This is a genomic window from Actinoplanes sp. NPDC049598 (genome assembly GCF_040675435.1).
GTDB lineage: Bacteria > Actinomycetota > Actinomycetes > Mycobacteriales > Micromonosporaceae > Actinoplanes.
Genome location: NZ_JBFAOX010000028.1, coordinates 1 through 15,543 on the forward strand (window position 1 = coordinate 1; position 15,543 = coordinate 15,543).

General features: G+C 69.0%; 13 protein-coding genes. 4 read left to right on the forward strand and 9 right to left on the reverse strand.

From position 1 onward, the window contains the following. Positions 1-76: 76 nt before the first annotated feature. The 7 genes from AB0J66_RS40655 to AB0J66_RS40685 all read right to left on the reverse strand — a co-directional run bounded on the left by AB0J66_RS40655 (position 77) and on the right by AB0J66_RS40685 (position 8,680). Complete coding sequence (locus AB0J66_RS40655; RefSeq protein WP_364672617.1) at positions 77-940, reverse strand: ABC transporter permease; 864 nt, start codon at positions 938-940, stop codon at positions 77-79. Then, positions 937-1,803 (reverse strand): ABC transporter permease, encoded by an 867-nt coding sequence (locus tag AB0J66_RS40660; protein ID WP_364672619.1) that lies wholly within the window; start codon positions 1,801-1,803, stop codon positions 937-939. The genes AB0J66_RS40655 and AB0J66_RS40660 overlap by 4 nt, the downstream gene beginning before the upstream one ends. Position 1,804: 1 nt before the next feature. After that, positions 1,805-3,052 (reverse strand): spermidine/putrescine ABC transporter substrate-binding protein, encoded by a 1,248-nt coding sequence (locus AB0J66_RS40665; RefSeq protein ID WP_364672621.1) that lies wholly within the window; start codon positions 3,050-3,052, stop codon positions 1,805-1,807. A 1-nt stretch (position 3,053) separates the two neighbouring features. Beyond that, the gene (locus AB0J66_RS40670) at positions 3,054-4,208 is read right to left on the reverse strand and encodes an ABC transporter ATP-binding protein (protein WP_364672623.1); all 1,155 of its coding nucleotides are present in this window, start codon (positions 4,206-4,208) and stop codon (positions 3,054-3,056) included. A 46-nt stretch (positions 4,209-4,254) separates the two neighbouring features. Then, on the reverse strand, positions 4,255-5,691 hold the full coding sequence (locus AB0J66_RS40675) for an aminobutyraldehyde dehydrogenase (protein WP_364672625.1): 1,437 nt from the start codon (positions 5,689-5,691) through the stop codon (positions 4,255-4,257). A gap of 161 nt (positions 5,692-5,852) precedes the next feature. Next, a complete protein-coding gene (locus AB0J66_RS40680; protein WP_364672627.1) occupies positions 5,853-7,187 on the reverse strand; it encodes an aspartate aminotransferase family protein in 1,335 nt (444 codons plus the stop codon). 5 nt (positions 7,188-7,192) lie between these two features. Continuing rightward, positions 7,193-8,680 carry a CoA-acylating methylmalonate-semialdehyde dehydrogenase gene (locus AB0J66_RS40685; protein WP_364672629.1) on the reverse strand — a complete coding sequence of 496 codons (1,488 nt, stop codon included), beginning with the start codon at positions 8,678-8,680 and terminating at the stop codon, positions 7,193-7,195. 116 nt (positions 8,681-8,796) lie between these two features. Here AB0J66_RS40685 and AB0J66_RS40690 point away from each other — a divergent pair, with 116 nt between their 5' ends. From AB0J66_RS40690 to AB0J66_RS40700, 3 genes are all read left to right on the forward strand, one after another. Next, the gene (locus AB0J66_RS40690; RefSeq protein WP_364672631.1) at positions 8,797-10,098 is read left to right on the forward strand and encodes an aminotransferase class I/II-fold pyridoxal phosphate-dependent enzyme; all 1,302 of its coding nucleotides are present in this window, start codon (positions 8,797-8,799) and stop codon (positions 10,096-10,098) included. Between the two features lie 141 nt (positions 10,099-10,239). Further along, positions 10,240-10,803: a Uma2 family endonuclease gene (locus AB0J66_RS40695; protein ID WP_364672632.1), complete on the forward strand. Its 564-nt coding sequence runs from the start codon at positions 10,240-10,242 to the stop codon at positions 10,801-10,803. A 6-nt stretch (positions 10,804-10,809) separates the two neighbouring features. Then, on the forward strand, positions 10,810-11,346 hold the full coding sequence (locus tag AB0J66_RS40700) for a Uma2 family endonuclease (protein WP_364672634.1): 537 nt from the start codon (positions 10,810-10,812) through the stop codon (positions 11,344-11,346). On the opposite strand, the gene AB0J66_RS40705 is transcribed toward AB0J66_RS40700, so the two are convergent. Next, positions 11,343-13,487 (reverse strand): protein kinase, encoded by a 2,145-nt coding sequence (locus AB0J66_RS40705; RefSeq protein ID WP_364672636.1) that lies wholly within the window; start codon positions 13,485-13,487, stop codon positions 11,343-11,345. The two genes, AB0J66_RS40700 and AB0J66_RS40705, sit on opposite strands and share 4 nt — an antisense overlap. A 133-nt stretch (positions 13,488-13,620) precedes the next feature. On the opposite strand from AB0J66_RS40705, the gene AB0J66_RS40710 reads away from it, so the two are divergent. After that, positions 13,621-14,637 carry a LacI family DNA-binding transcriptional regulator gene (locus AB0J66_RS40710; protein WP_364672638.1) on the forward strand — a complete coding sequence of 339 codons (1,017 nt, stop codon included), beginning with the start codon at positions 13,621-13,623 and terminating at the stop codon, positions 14,635-14,637. A gap of 12 nt (positions 14,638-14,649) precedes the next feature. On the opposite strand, the gene AB0J66_RS40715 is transcribed toward AB0J66_RS40710, so the two are convergent. Next, on the reverse strand, positions 14,650-15,543 hold the full coding sequence (locus AB0J66_RS40715) for a carbohydrate ABC transporter permease (protein ID WP_364672639.1): 894 nt from the start codon (positions 15,541-15,543) through the stop codon (positions 14,650-14,652).

Here is a 15,543-nt window from a genome sequence, read left to right on the forward strand (position 1 = left end):
GCCGAGGCGGCCAAGACGGTGACGATCTCCCGCAAGGGCTTCGCCGCGGTCGGCGGCACGCTCGGCGCGGGCATGCTCATCCCGATCGGCTGTCGGCCTTGGGGGTGCGGCGGGAGCGGATGTTGGCGACGACCGCGAAGAGGACGCCGACCGCGAAGATCAGGGTGCCCATGACGTTGACCTGGGGTGGGATGCCGACGCGGGTGGCACCCCAGATGAACAGCGGGAACGTCTCGGTGGTGCCGGCCGTGAAGTTGGTGACGATGAAGTCGTCGATCGACAGGGCGAACGCCAGCAGCACCCCGGAGAAGACCGCGGGCAGGATGATCGGGAAGGTGACCTTCCAGAACGTCACCAACGGGGTGGCGCCCAGGTCGGCCGCCGCCTCCTCGACCGAGCGGTCCAGCGTCATGACGCGGGCCCGGACCACGGTGGCCACGAACGAGATCGAGAACATCACGTGGGCGATCGTGATCGTCACCGCGCCCAGGCCGATCTGCAGCGAGGCGAAGAGCGTCAGCAGCGACGCGCCCATGATCAGCTCGGGCGAGGAGATCGTGGCGAACATGATCAGGTTGAGCGAGCCGGAGCCGCGGAAGCGGTAGCGGCCCAGCGCGTATCCGATGCCGGTGCCCAGCGCGCCGGCCAGCAGGCTGCTCACCAGCGCGATGACCAGCGAGTTGATCAGGGCCTGGGTCAGGTTGGAGAGCTCGAACAGCTTGCCGTACCACTTGAACGTGAAGCCCACCCAGGACTGGTTGTAGCGCCCCGGGGTGTCGTTGAACCCGAACGCGATCATCACCGCGATCGGCAGCACGAGCCAGGCGATGATCACCCAGACGTAGGCGTGCATGAAGCTCGCGCCCTTGATCCGGCGGCGCGGCTTGACCGGCGCCTCCGAAGAAGGCGCGGAAGAAGAAGGCGCAAGGAGCGTCGTCATCGCGCGGCCACCTTCATGACGTCCTCGGTGCCGAGCATCCGGGCGTACAGGAACACGCCGATCAGCAGCACCGCCATCAGCACGAACGAGAGCGCCGAGGCCGTCGGATAGTCGGAGTTGACCAGGTACTGGGCCTGGATGACCTGGCCGATCATGGTGGTGCCGGCCGAGCCGAGCACCGCCGAGTTGACGTAGTCCGAGCTGGCCGGGACGAACGTCATGAGCACGCCGGCGAACACCCCGGGCACGGCCAGCGGGAAGATCACCTTGCGGAAGGTGGTGGCCGGGTTGGCGTACAGGTCACGCGCCGCCTCGACCACGCGGGGGTCGATCCGCTCGAGGGCCACGTAGATCGGCAGCACCATGAACGGCAGGAAGTTGTAGACCAGGCCGCCGATCACCGCGAACGGCGTGCCGAGGATGTGGAACGAGTCGCCGACCAGGCCGATGCTGCGCAGTGGGCTGATCACCGGGCCCTCGTCGGCCAGGATCTGCCCCCACGAGATCGTCCGGAGCACGAACGACACGAAGAACGGCAGGAGCAACAGGAAGAGGTACGTGGACTTGCGCTTGCCGCCGTGGAAGGCGATCCAGTACGCCACCGGGAAGGCCAGCGCGATCAGGATGATCGTGGCGATCGCCCCGTAGATCAGGGAGCGGACGATCTGGGACTCGTAGGCCGAGAGCGCGTCCACATAGGTCTGCCAGTGCCCGGTGAAGCGGTAACCGTTCACGATGTCGCCCTCCTGGAGGGAGAGCGACAACATCGTGATCATCGGCACCGCGAAGAAAATCAACAGCCAGATGCCGCCGGGCAGAACCAGCAGGTACGGCGCGAGCTGTCGTTTTACGCGGTTCTTCATGTCATCCCAGCACGATAGGTTCGAAGGTCTTCTGGAACTTCTGCTGCTCCGACTGCGACTCGAACGCCACGTAGTAGTGCAGCTTGCCGTACTCGGCCGCGGTCGGGAACACGAGCTTGCTGTTCGCGACGGCGAGCTGCGTCTCCTTGTCGTCGCCGGTGAGCTTGGCAGCGTCGGACCGCATCTGCGCCTGCGCGCCCGGCACCGGGCACACGTAGTTGATGTAGTTGGCCAGCGACGCGGCGATCGGGACCTCGTAGAAGAAGTCCATCAGCATGAGGGCGTCGACCGGGTTCTCGGCGGTGACCGGGATGGTCATGTTGTCGGTCCAGATCGTGCCGCCCTCTTCGGGGATGACGAACTGGAAGTTCTTGTTGTCCGAGAGGTTCTTCTGGAAGATGTCGCCCGACCAGGCCTGGGTGATCCAGATGTCGCCGCGGCCGAGGGCGTCGACGTAGCTCTGGTCGTAGTACTTGCGGACGAGGCCCTTCTGCTCCTTGAGCTTGGCCGCCGCCTTGGCCCAGTCCTCGGGGGTGGCCTTGGCCGGGTCGGCGCCGACCGCCAGGAGGCCGAAGTTGGCCAGCTCCTGGATGTCGGAGAACATGCCGATATGGCCTTTGAAGGCCGGGTCCCAGAGATCGGCCAGCTTGGTGATCTTGCGGCCGGTCTTGCTCTCGTCGTACGCGATGCCGGTCATGCCGGAGGCCCACGGGATGCTGTACTGGTTACCCGGGTCGAACGCCTCCTTCTTGTAGGCGGCGCCCGCGTTCTTGGCGTAGTTCGGCAGCTTCGACAGGTCGAGCGGGGCGAGGAAGCCCGAGTCGCGGAACTGCGTGAACTGGAAGCTGTTGGTGATGACCATCAGGTCGTAATTGATGGACTGGCCGGCCGACAGCTGCGGCTGCACCTTGGCGAACCACGGGCCCATCTCCTGGATGACCTCGTCGTACTTCACCGTGATGCCGGTCTTCTGGGTGAACTGCTTGAGCTCGGGCTGCTTCGGGTCCATGTAGAGCGGCCAGCCGGCGAAGCGCATCTTGTTGTTCTTGACCTTGCCGTTCCAAAACTGCGCGATGGCGTCGGGGGCGGCGCTGGCCGGGGCCGAGGCGCCCTTGCCCTGCACGCCGCAGGCGGCGAGCGCGGCGGCCGAGGCGGCCAGACCGGAGAACTTGAGGGCGTCACGCCGGCCGATGCGCCGCTGGGTCAGACCGCGGAGCAGGGAGGGGTCGGAAGAATTCGGCGCAGACATATCAGACTCCGATCATGTATGAGTGCTGGGGGGCCCAGGTCAAATAGACTCGGTCGCCGCGATCGGCAAGATCGTCGGCGCTGGAGGCATTTTGATCGAAGACAGTAAAGTCCGCACCGGCCGCTGTGGCTACGGTGTAATTCGTTGAGGTTCCGTGATAAACAACCTCGGTGACTGTGCCCGAGAGCACACTGCCGCCGGTTGCCGTCACCGGCGGCACGCCACGGTGTAGGTCGATCTTCTCCGGCCGGATCGAGACCTCGATCTTGTCACCGGGCCGCGCCGAGCCCTCGGCCGGCACGACCACCCGGTCCTGCGCCGTGTAGGAGAGCAGGGCCAAGCCGCCCTCGACCCGCTCGACCCGGCCGTCGACGATGTTCGAGGTGCCGATGAAACCGGCCACGAAGCGCGAGGCCGGCTTCTCGTAGATCTCCCGCGGCGAGCCGAGCTGCTCGATCACGCCCGCGTTCATCACCGCGATGCGGTCCGACATGGTCAAGGCCTCGCCCTGGTCGTGGGTGACGTAGACGAAGGTGATGCCGACCTCGCGCTGGATCCGCTTGAGCTCGATCTGCATCTGCTGGCGCAGCTTGAGGTCGAGCGCGCCCAGCGGCTCGTCCAGCAGCAGCGCCCGCGGGCGGTTGACCAGGGCCCGGGCCAGCGCCACGCGCTGCTGCTGACCGCCGGACATCTCGCGGGGCGAGCGCTTCTCCATCCCGGTCAGCGAGACGATCTCGAGGATCTCGCCGACCCGGCGCTTGATGTCGCTTTTGGAGACTTTCTTGCGCTCCAGCCCGAACGCCACGTTCTGGTACGTGTTCAGGTGCGGGAAGAGGGCGTACGACTGGAACACCATGTTGACGTCGCGCTTGTTGGCCGAGACGTGGGTGACGTCCTGGCCGTCGAGGAAGACGGTGCCGGCGGTCGGCTCCTCGAACCCGGCGATCATGCGCATCGTCGTCGTCTTGCCGCAGCCGGACGGCCCGAGCAGCGAGAAGAACTCACCCTGGGCGATCGCCAGATCGGTCCGCTTGACCGCGGGCACGGTCTCGCCGTGCGACAGGTAGTTCTTGAGCACGCCGGCGAACTCGATCGCCGGGGTGCCGGCGGCCGGCGCTGTCCGGGGCCGGGTCACGCTGTGCTGGGGGGTGGTCATGGCGTTCCTCTTCGCGGTGGGGTGGCGTTCGGTGCGGTGGTGAAGGTCAGCCCAGATAGCTCATGACGTGCTTGAGTCGGGTGTACTCCTCGAACCCGTACATGGACAGGTCCTTGCCGTAGCCCGAGTGGCCGAAGCCGCCGTGCGGCATCTCCGAGACGAACGGCAGGTGGGTGTTGATCCAGACGGCGCCGAAGTCGAGCCGCCTCGAGACCCGCATCGCCCGGCCGTGGTTCTGGGTCCAGACGCTGGCGCTCAGGCCGAACCGGACGTCGTTGGCCCAGCGGACGGCGTTGTCCTCGTCGTCGAACTCCTGAACCGTGATGACCGGGCCGAAAACCTCGTCCTGGATCATCTCATCCCGCTGCCTGAGTCCAGACACGACGGTCGGCTCGAGGAAGTAGCCCCGGTCGCCGATCCGCTTGCCGCCGGCCACGATGCTGGCGTGCTCGGGCGCCCGGTCGAGGAAGCCCTGCACCCGGGCCAGCTGGTTGGCGTTGTTGACCGGGCCGAAGTAGGCCTCGGTGTCGTCCGGCCCGCCGACCCTGGTGTCGCGGGCGGCCTGGGCCAGCGCCGCGGTGAAGTCGCTCGCGACCCGCCCGTGCACGAGCACCCGGGTGGCGGCCGTGCAGTCCTGGCCCGCGTTGAAGTAGCCGGCGCCGGCGATCGCGGCCGCCGTGGCCTCGATGTCGGCGTCGTCGAAGACGATCACCGGGGCCTTGCCGCCCAGCTCGAGGTGGGCCTTCTTGAGGTCGGCGGCGGCCGCGACCGCGACCTCCATGCCGGCCCGGGTCGAGCCGGTGATCGAGACCAGCTGCGGCGCCGGGTGGGCGACCACGGCCCGGCCGGTGTCGCGGTCGCCGCAGACCACGTTGAGCACGCCCGGCGGCAGGAACTCGGCCGCGATCTCGGCCAGCAGCAGGGTGCTGACCGGGGTGGTGTCGGACGGCTTGAGCACCACCGAGTTGCCGGCCGCGACGGCCGGCGCGAACTTCCAGACCGCCATGACCATCGGGTAGTTCCACGGGGTGATCTGCGCGCACACGCCGATCGGCTCGCGCCGGACGTACGAGGTGTGGTCGCGCAGGTACTCCCCCGCGGACTTGCCTTCCAGATTGCGCGCCGCGCCCGCGAAGAAGCGCAGCTCGTCGACCATCGGGCCGATCTCCTCCTGCCGGGTGGCCTCGACCGGCTTGCCGGTGTTGCGGCACTCGGCGGCGATCAGCTCTTCGGCCCGCGCCTCCACGGCGTCGGCGATCTTCAGCAGGGCCCGCTGCCGCTCGGCCGGGGTGGCGTCGCGCCACACCTCGAAGCCCTTGTCCGCGGCGGCCATGGCCGCGTGGACGTCCCGGGCCGAGGAGACCGGCGCGAGCGCGTACGCCTCCCCGGTGCTGGGGTCGATCACCTCGGACGTGACCCCGTCAACGGCGTCGGTGTGACCGCCACCGACGAAGTTGCGCAGAACGGGCAGCGCGGCGCTCACTGAATATGACCTCCGGGAAAGGCGCTGTGACAGCTCCCACACGAATCGACGTGAGGGACCTTGACACACGCGACGGACTGAAGACAAGGGAATCCGAAGTAATTTCCAAACCTGAAACGGAATCCGGCGTTCAGCACCGGCTCCAACTACGCAATCCGGGGTTAGCCTGCGTAATACCTGTCGGCCACCGAGAGCGCCCCGTCGAGGATCGCCAGGCCTTCCTCGACCTCGGCCGCGCTCACCGTGCACGGCGGCGCGACGTGCACCCGGTTGAAGTGGGTGAAGGGCCAGAGCCCGCGCTCCTTGCAGGCCGCGGCCAGCTCGTTCATCGGGCCGGCGGCCGCGCCGGCGGCGTTGAACGGCACCAGCGGCTCGCGGGTCGCCCGGTCCCGAACGAGCTCGATCGCCCAGAAGACGCCCAGTCCACGCACCTCGCCGACGCTCGGGTGCTTCTCCGCCAGCGACGCGAGGCCCGGCGCGATCACGTCGTCCCCGATGGCTCGGGCGTGCTCGACGATCCCCTCCTCCTTGAAGATCTCGATGGAGGCGACCGCGGAGGCACAGGCGAGCGGGTGGCCCGAATAGGTCAGCCCGCCCGGGAACGGCCGCTCGCGGAACGTCTCGGCGATCTCGTCGGAGATGACCACGCCGCCGAGCGGCAGGTAGCCCGAGTTGACGCCCTTGGCGAAGGTGATCAGATCGGGCGTGACGCCCCAGCGGTCGACCGCGAACCACTCGCCGCACCGGCCGAAGCCGGCCATCACCTCGTCGGCGATGAAGACGATCCCGAACTCGTCGCACAGCTGGCGCACGCCGGCCAGGTAGCCGGGCGGTGGCACGAGGACGCCGTTGGTGCCGACCACGGTCTCGATCAGCACGGCGGCGATGGTCGCCGCGCCCTCGAAGACGATCGTGTCGCGCAGGTGGGCCAGGGCTCGCTGCGACTCCTCCTCCGGGGTCGAGGAATAGAAGGGCGAGCGGTACGGGTATGGGCCCCAGAAGTGCACGACACCGATCGCCGTGGGCTCGTTGGCCCAGCGCCGCGGGTCGCCGGTGGCGGTGATCGCGGTCGACGTCGAGCCGTGGTAGCTGCGGTACATCGACAGCACCTTGTGCCGGCCGGTGTGGCCACGGGCCAGGCGCACGGCGTTCTCGTTGGCCTCGGCGCCGCCGTTGGTGAAGAACACCTTGTTGAGCGGGCCGGGGGCCAGCTCGCTGATCAGGCGGGCCGCCTCGCCGCGCTTGTCGTTGGCGAAGGCGGGCTGGATCGTGCAGAGCTTGGCCGCCTGCTCCTGGATCGCCGCCACCAGCTTGGGGTGCTGGTGTCCGATGTTGACATTCACGAGCTGCGACGAGAAGTCCAGATATTTCGTGTTTTCGTAGTCCCAGAAATAGGAGCCACTGGCCCCCGCGACGGGCATCGGGTCGATCAGGCCCTGCGCCGACCAGGAGTGGAAGACGTGGGCGCGATCGTCGGCGCGGACTTCGTTTTCCATGAAGATCATCGATTCGTCGGGAAGCCGAGGTCGATCGAGGACGTGCCGGGATCCGGCCACCGCGACGTGACGACCTTGGATCGGGTGAAGAAGTGGATGCCGTCCGGCCCGTACATGTGGGTGTCGCCGAACAGCGACGCTTTCCAGCCGCCGAACGAGTAGTAGGCCACCGGCACCGGGATCGGCACGTTGACGCCGACCATGCCCGCGTTCACATCGAACTGGAACTGCCGGGCGGCGCCGCCGTCGCGGGTGAAGATGGCGGTGCCGTTGCCGTACTCGTTGTCGTTGATCAGCTGCACGGCCTCGGCGTACGTCTTCGAACGGACCACACAAAGCACCGGCCCGAAGATCTCGTCGGTGTAGACCTCCATGTCCGGGGTGACGTTGTCGAGCAGCGTGACGCCCAGGAAGTAGCCGTCGCCGGGCACCTCCGCCTCGCGGCCGTCGGCGATCACCGTCGCGCCGGCCTCGACGCCACGGGTCACGTAGCCGGCCACCTTGTCCTTGTGCTGGGCGCTGATCAGCGGGCCCATCTGCGACTCGGGATCCGTACCGGCCCCGATCTTGAGCTTGGGCAGGCGCGCGGCGATCGCGTCGACCAGCGGGTCGGCCACGTCGCCCACCGCCACCACCACGGAGACGGCCATGCAGCGTTCGCCGGCCGAGCCGTAGGCGGCGTTGACCGCGGCGTCGGCGGCCGCGTCGATCTCGGCGTCCGGCAGCACGATCATGTGGTTCTTGGCCCCGCCCAGGGCCTGCACGCGCTTGCCGTGGCTGGTGCCGGTCTCGTAGATGTACTTGGCGACCGGGGTCGAGCCGACGAAGCTGACGGCGGCGATGTCGGGGTGGGTGAGCAGCGCGTTGACCGCCTCCACGTCGCCGTTGACGACGGTGAAGACGCCGTCGGGCAGGCCGGCCTCCCGCCACAGCTTGGCCAGGAAGAGCGCCGCCGACGGGTCCTTCTCGCTGGGCTTGAGCACGAAGGCGTTGCCGGCCGCGATGGCCGTGGTGCACATCCACAGCGGCACCATGGCCGGGAAGTTGAACGGGGTGATGCCGGCGACCACGCCGAGCGGCTGGCGGATCGAGTAGACGTCGACGCCGGTGGCCGCCTGCTCCGAGAAGGAGCCCTTCATCAGGTGCGGGATGCCGGTGGCGAACTCGGCGTTCTCCAGGCCGCGGGCCACCTCGCCGGCGGCGTCGGAGAGGACCTTGCCGTGCTCGCTGGTGATGATCGCGGCCAGGTCGCCCGAGTGCGCCGCGAGCAGCTCACGGAACTTGAACAGCACCGCCGAGCGCTTCGACAGCGAGGCGGAACGCCACTCCTTCGCGGCTTCCTTGGCCACCGCCACAGCGTCGCCGACCTCGGCGGCCGAGGCGAGGTCGACCTCGGCGGTCTGCTCGCCGGTGGCGGGGTTGAAGACGGGCCCGACCCGGCCGGACGAGCCGGCCCGCTCGGCGCCACCGATCCAGTGCGCGATTCGAATCATGAGCGGAGATTACGTAACACCTCTGGACCGAACAATGGCCGAATCGTACTGTCACAAAATCCATCCAACCGCCCCACCCGCCACCCTTGAACGGACTGAAGGCTTTGCTTGACGAGGTGAAACATCACCTGACCGACATCTCCGCGCGAGGCCTGGCCGAGGCGATCGGGCGTGCGGTCGGTGATGGGGCGCTCAACCCAGGAGCCAAACTGCCGCCCGTACGCAAGGTCGCCGCGGCCCTGCAGATGTCGCCCACCACCGTCAGCGCAGCCTGGCAGCTCCTCCGAAGATCGGGAACCATCCGGACCGACGGACGTCGCGGCACCATCGTCGCCGAAGATCGGCTCAGCGGCCCCGGGCGCTACCGGGCGGCCCTGCGCGGCGGTTCCGGTTTCGCGCTGGACCTCTCCACGGGCGTACCGGACCCGGCCCTTCTGCCCCCGCTGCCGCCCCTGGCCGGCCTCTCCCCTGCGCCGACCAGCTACCTCGACGAGCCCGTCCTGCCTGCGCTGGCCGCGTTGCTGCGTGAGACCTGGCCGTACGCCCCCGAGCGCCTCGCGGTCTTCGACGGCGCCATGGACGCGATCGACCACATCGCCTCGGCCCTGCTGCGCATCGGCGACCGCGCCGTCGTCGAGAACCCCTGCTTCCCGCCCCTGCTGGACCTGCTCGACGCCCTCGGCGTCCAGGTCATCGGGGCCGGCACCGACGCCGAGGGCATGCTCCCGGACCAGCTGGCCGCGGCCCTAGCCCAGCGCCCGGCCGCCGTCTTCCTGCAACCGCGCGCCCACAACCCCACCGGCGCGTCGTGGTCGAGCTCGCGGGCGGCCTCGCTCGCCGCCGTGCTCGCGCGATCACCCCAGGTGTACGCCGTGGAGGACGATTCCGCCGGCGACGTGTCCTCCGCCGAGCTCCACTCCCTGGGCACCCACCTGCCGCGCCAGACCGTCCACGTCCGCAGCTTCTCGAAATCGCACGGCCCCGACCTGCGCCTGGCCGCCGTGGCCGCCCCCGCCGCCGTCCTCGACCCGGTCCTCGAACGCCGCCTGCTCGGCCAGGGCTGGACCAGCCGCCTCCTGCAACATCTCCTGCTGACCCTGCTCACCGACGAGCCCTCGACAGCCGCCGTCGCCCACGCCCGCGCGACGTACGCCTCCCGCCGCCACCAGATCGAGAAGGCCCTGAACCTCCCCCCGGGCGACGGCCTCAACCTGTGGCTCCCCGTCGCCGACGAACAGGCGGCCCTGATCTCCCTGGCCAGCGCCGGCATCTCCGCCGCCGCCGGCACCGCCTTCACCGTCGGCCCCGCCTCCCCCCACCTCCGCGTGACCGTCGGCCTGATCACCACGGATCACGCCGCCATCGCCACCCGCCTGGCCGAGGCAGCCCGCGCTCCCGCCCAAGCGGTGCCCCGTTAGCAGCCCGAACCGCAAGCAAACGCCCGGAATCCAGCCTTTTGAGCTGTGTTGCATCACCCGAACGAGTGTCATGGGACCAGTTGCTTAGCAACTACTGGTCGTGTGACTATTTCGGCCATGAGCGCATGCGACACTTTGCCCATGACCGAGGCCTTCTTCGATCACCCTGAGCCCTGGACGGAGGCGGAGTACCTCGCGCTCGGCGAGACATCTAGTCGAATCGAGCTAGTCGACGGGGGACTTCGGGTGAGCCCGGCAGGAAACATCGCGCACCAAGCCATCTCGGACAATCTCCATACCGTGTTGCAGCCGGCGGCGCAGTCAGCACATATGCGCGTCGTCTCCGCAATCAACGTTCACCTGTCGCCGGGGCGGATTCTGATTCCTGATCTCGCTGTCGGCACCATGCCACGGGTAGGCGTCCTGGCCGACGCGGCGACTGTCGAAATGGTCGTGGAGATCCTCTCGCCCAGCAGTGTCACCATGGATCGCACCGAAAAGCGGGAACTCTACGCGGCAGCCAAGATCGATTGGTACCTGCTGGTCGAGCCCGACATGCCCGACTACGAAGGCGTCACGCTCCGATTGCTCCGTCGCCGGAACGGCGGCTACGACGAGGTGGCCGTCGCCAAACATGGCGAGACTCTGCGGCATGATCGGCCATTCCCCATCGAGGTCAACACCGACGCGCTGCTCGATTTCTGAGCAGTCATGAGCCCTCTGACCGAGGCCGAGTACCTGGCCATATACGAGCCGGCGCGGCGGATCGAGTTGATGGACGGGCGGTTGCGGCCGAGTCCGGCGCCGAGTTGGCCGCATCAGGAGATGTCGTGGCTGCTTGTCGGGGCGTTGCGAGCAGCGGTGGAGGCGGCCGGGTTTCGGGTGGCGGCTTCCGTCAATGTCCGGCTCGACATCGACCGGATCGTCATTCCCGACATCGTCGTCACACGGGATCCGGCGCCGGGGCTGGTGATCGACGCGACCGATGTCGTGCTGATCGCGGAGATCGCGCCCGAGACGGCGCTGACCGACCGGGGGCTGCGGATCCGCTATGCCGCGGCCTACGTGCCCTGGTACCTGCTGATCGAGCCGCACCGGCCCGGCCCGAACACGATCAGGATCCAGCTGTTCCGGCTGGAGCACGGCCACTACATCCTCCAGACCGCCGCCGTCTCGGGCGAGTTGATGACCGCGGCCAAGCCGTTCGCGATGGCGCTGCGGCCGGAGGAGTTCCTGTTCGTGCCCTAGCGGCGGGCGGGGCGGAAGCTGTCGAACACGAGTTGGAGGTCGGCGCGGTAGCGGTTCCAGTCGGCGTCGCGGGTCTGCCAGTAGAAGCCGTACGCCTGGGTGGTGGCCGTGATGACGCCGCGGTTGTTGACGTGCTGGCGGGTGCCGCCGCGGGTGAAGGTGAACTCCCAGTCGGCGGCCTTGCGGAAGTAGTCGACCTCCTTGATGTGGATCTCACGGTAGGACGGGAAGTCGCCGGCCGAGACGCGGTAGTCGGCTTTGGAACGCCAGTCGGCTACCGGGTCGGGCTGGGGCTTGCGGGTCTGGTCGATGCCGAGGACCCGGCCGGAGGTACGGAAGTAGACGATGGAACCCTCCTGGGAGCGGGTCCATCCCTCGGGGACGTAGACGGCGAAGCCGGACGGGTCCTTGTAGTCACGCCAGCCGTCCGGCAGCGCGGGCAGGCCCGAGCCCGAGCCGCCGGGCGCGGTGGTGGCCGGGGCGCTCGAGGCGGCGGCCGATGTGCGGGCCGGGGTCGCGCTCGGGCTGTTCGACGCGGAGGCGGAAGCGGAGACGGAGGGCGCGGCGGACGGCGTCGAGGTGGCGGCCGGGGGTACGGAGGCCGGCGCCGCGGGCGGGTCGGCCGTCGTCTGGTCGCCGGCCGAGTCGCTGCCGGCCCGGATCACGGTCCAGACCACGCCGGCGAGCAGGAGAACGGCGACCGCGACCGCCAGCATCAGCCGGGTCCGGTGCGACCCGCGCGCCGCGGTCGGCGCCGGATCGGCCGGAACCACCTCGATCGGCGCCACCTCAGCCGGCCGCGTCCCGGCCGGCAGCGCCTCGGCCGAGCGCGTTCCAGTTGGCAGCGCCTCGGCCGAGCGCGTTCCAGCTGGCAGCGCCTCGGCCGAGCGCGTTCCAGCTGGCAGCGCCTCGGCCGAGCGCGCCTCAGCCGGGCGAGCTTCAGGTGACGGTGCCTCGGCCGCGCGCGTTCCAGGTGAGGGGTTCTCGGAAGGCGCAATCTCCGCCGGCTGCGATTCAGCCGCTGCGGCCCCAGCCTGCGCGCCTACACGCTGCGCGTCTACGCCCTGCAGATCTTCACCCGGCGCGCCTTCGGTCGGCGTGCTTTCAACGTCCGAGCCCTCGGCCTTTGGACCGTTGGCGGGTATCACCGCAGCGGGCGACTCCTCGGCCGGCTGGGCTGAGGGGGGCGGGTCCGACGGTGGGCGCTGGGACGGGATGGGCGTGACCGGCGCGCCGAGGGCGGCCGAGGCGTGGTTTTCACGCGAGAGGTCGCCCGGGGCGACCTTGCGGTTGGGTGGGGTGTCGACGCGTACCACCGAAGCGTGGCCGTAGGAGCCGGAAGTCGCCGCACGCAGCAGGTGTTCCGCCTCGGACGCGTCGATCCGGTCGGCCGGATCCTTCTGCAGGAGGCCCAGGAGCAGGGGCTCGAGGGGTCCGGCCTGGCGGGGCGGGTCCGGCTCGTCGGCGGCGAGGGCGGTCAGGGTGGCGATGGCCGAGGTGCGGTGGAACGGGGACTGGCCCTCGACGGCCGCGTAGAGCGTGGCGCCCAGGGACCACAGGTCGGAGGACAGGCCCGCCGCGCCCGTCTTGGCGCGTTCGGGTGACATGTACTCGGGGGAGCCGATCAGCATGTCGGCGCTGCTGACCAGGGCGTCGCCCTCGATGGTGGCGATGCCGAAGTCGGTGAGCAGGACGCGGCCGTCGTCGGCGAGCAGGACGTTGGCCGGCTTGACGTCCCGGTGATCCACCCCGGCCTTGTGGGCGGCCTTGAGCGCCGCGATGAGCTCGAGGCCGATCCGGGCGGTGCGGCGCGGGTCGAGCGGGCCGTCGGCGTTGAGCACCGCCTGCAGCGAGCGGGACGGCACGTACTCCATGACGATCCACGTGCGGTCGTCCACCTCGAGCACGTCGTAGATCTGGACCACGTTGGGGTGACCGAGGCGGGCCGCGGCCCGGGCCTCGCGCAGCGTGCGGCGGCGGGCGGCGTCCGCGTCCTTGAGCCCCTCGGTCAACAGCTCCTTGATGGCGACGTCACGCTGGAGGACCTCGTCGCGGGCGAGCCAGACGCGGCCCATGCCGCCCTGACCGAGGGACTCCCCGAGCCGGTAGCGGCCGGCGATCAGGGTCGTGGCATCGGGCATGCCGGTCGATATACCCCACCCGGCGCGCGCTCAGACCTGCACAGATGGTTCCACTCGCTCCGGAATGTGCAATACTTCCGGCACTCGGAGTCGAAAGTTTCGAAACGTGGTCCGAGCGAGCGAGGAGAGTCGGATGGCCGTGGGCGGGCGACGGGTGACGATCGCGACCATCGCGGAGGCTGCGGGCGTCTCGGTCCCTACGGTGTCACGAGTGCTCAATGGGCGCACTGACGTGTCACCGGAGACACGCGACCGCATCGAGCATCTTCTCCGTGAGCACGACTACCGCCCTCGTAACTCTCGGCAGCCGCTGCGGGCCGGGCTCATCGACCTGGTGTTCCACGATCTGGACAGCCCATGGGCGGTCGAGCTGATCCGCGGCGTCGAGGAGGTCACGCACGCGGCCGGGGTCGGCACGGTGATCTCCGCGGTGCACCGGCGGACGGCCTCGACCCGGCAGTGGCTGCAGAATCTGCGGTCGCGGCAGTCCGACGGGGTGATCCTGGTGATCTCCGACGGGGCCGGCCCGGTCAGCACGGAACTGCACCGGCTCAACGTGCCGATGGTGATCATCGACCCGGCCGGGGGTGCGGCGGCCGACGTGCCGACGATCGGCGCCACCAACTGGTCGGGCGGCCGCAGCGCCACCGAGCATCTGATCTCGTTGGGGCACAAGCGGATCGCCCTGATCGAGGGCCCGCGCAGTCTGCTGTGCAGCCGGGCCCGGATGGACGGCTACCGGGCCGCGCTGGAGTCGGCCGGCCTGCGGGTCGACCGCAAGATCATCGAGCCCGGTGACTTCAACCACGAGTCGGGCTTCGCGGCGGCCGAGCGGCTGCTGAGCAAAGAGGACCGGCCGACTGCGATATTCGCGTCGAGCGATCAGATGGCGCTGGGCGTCTACGAGGCGGCGCGGCTGCGGGGGCTGCGGGTGCCGGACGATCTGAGCATCGTCGGCTTCGACGACCTGCCCGAGGCGCGCTGGTCGTCGCCGCCGCTGACGACCGTGCGCCAGCCGCTGGCCGACATGGGTGGGCTCGCCGCGCGAACCGTCCTGCGGTTGTCGCGCGGCGAGCCCATCGAGACTCCCCGGGTGGAGCTGGCCACCGAGATGGTGGTCCGGGAAAGCACCGCTCCCCTTCGGCCTTAGTTACTTGCCGAGTTACTTGCCGAAGCCGGCGGTCAGACCACTGAGCAGCTGGCGGCGGCCGATCGCGTAGAGGATCACGATCGGCACCGTGGTCAGGGTGACCGAGGCGGCGATGGCCGGCACGTTGATGCCGAACTGGCCCTGGAAGTTGGCCAGCGCCAGCGGGATCGCGCGCTGATCGGGGCTCTGGGTGAGCACCAGCGGAAGCAGGAAGCCGTTCCAGATGTTCAGCGCGCTGTAGATCGTTACCGTGACCAGGGCGGGCCGGGTCAGCGGGAACGCCAGGCGCCACAAGGTGCCCCACTCACTGGCGCCGTCCATCCGCATCGACTCGAAGAGCTCCTTCGGGATGTCCCGGATGAAGTTCGACAGCACGATCACGGACAGCGGGATGGCGAACGCGATCGACGGCAGGATGATCGCGAGCAGGGTGTCGTACAGCTTCAGCTTGATGATGATCAGGTAGACCGGGATGATCACCGCCTGCAGCGGGATGGCCAGACCGGTCAGGAAGATCCAGTTCATCGCCTTGAGCGTGCGGTTGCCGGCGCCACGCACGACCGCATAGCCGGCCATGAAGCTGACCGCGACGGCTGGGACGACCGCGCCGGCCGTGATGACCACGCTGTTGAAGAAGTACCGGACGAAGTCCGCCTCGATGACAGCCTTGTAGTTCTCGAACGTCAGGTCGGTCGGCGGGGCCAGGGGGTTGGTGATGAAGTACGTGTCCTGGGTCTTGAAGCTGGTGATGACGATCCAGTAGATCGGCAGCATCACGACGAAGAGCCAGAGCCAGCTCAGCGAGCCGCCGAGCCAGTTGTAACCGCGGAACCGGCTCTTCTTGACCCGGGGGCCGGGAGTGCCGGTGACGGTCGTGGCCGGAGTCCGCTCGGTGATGGTCGACAA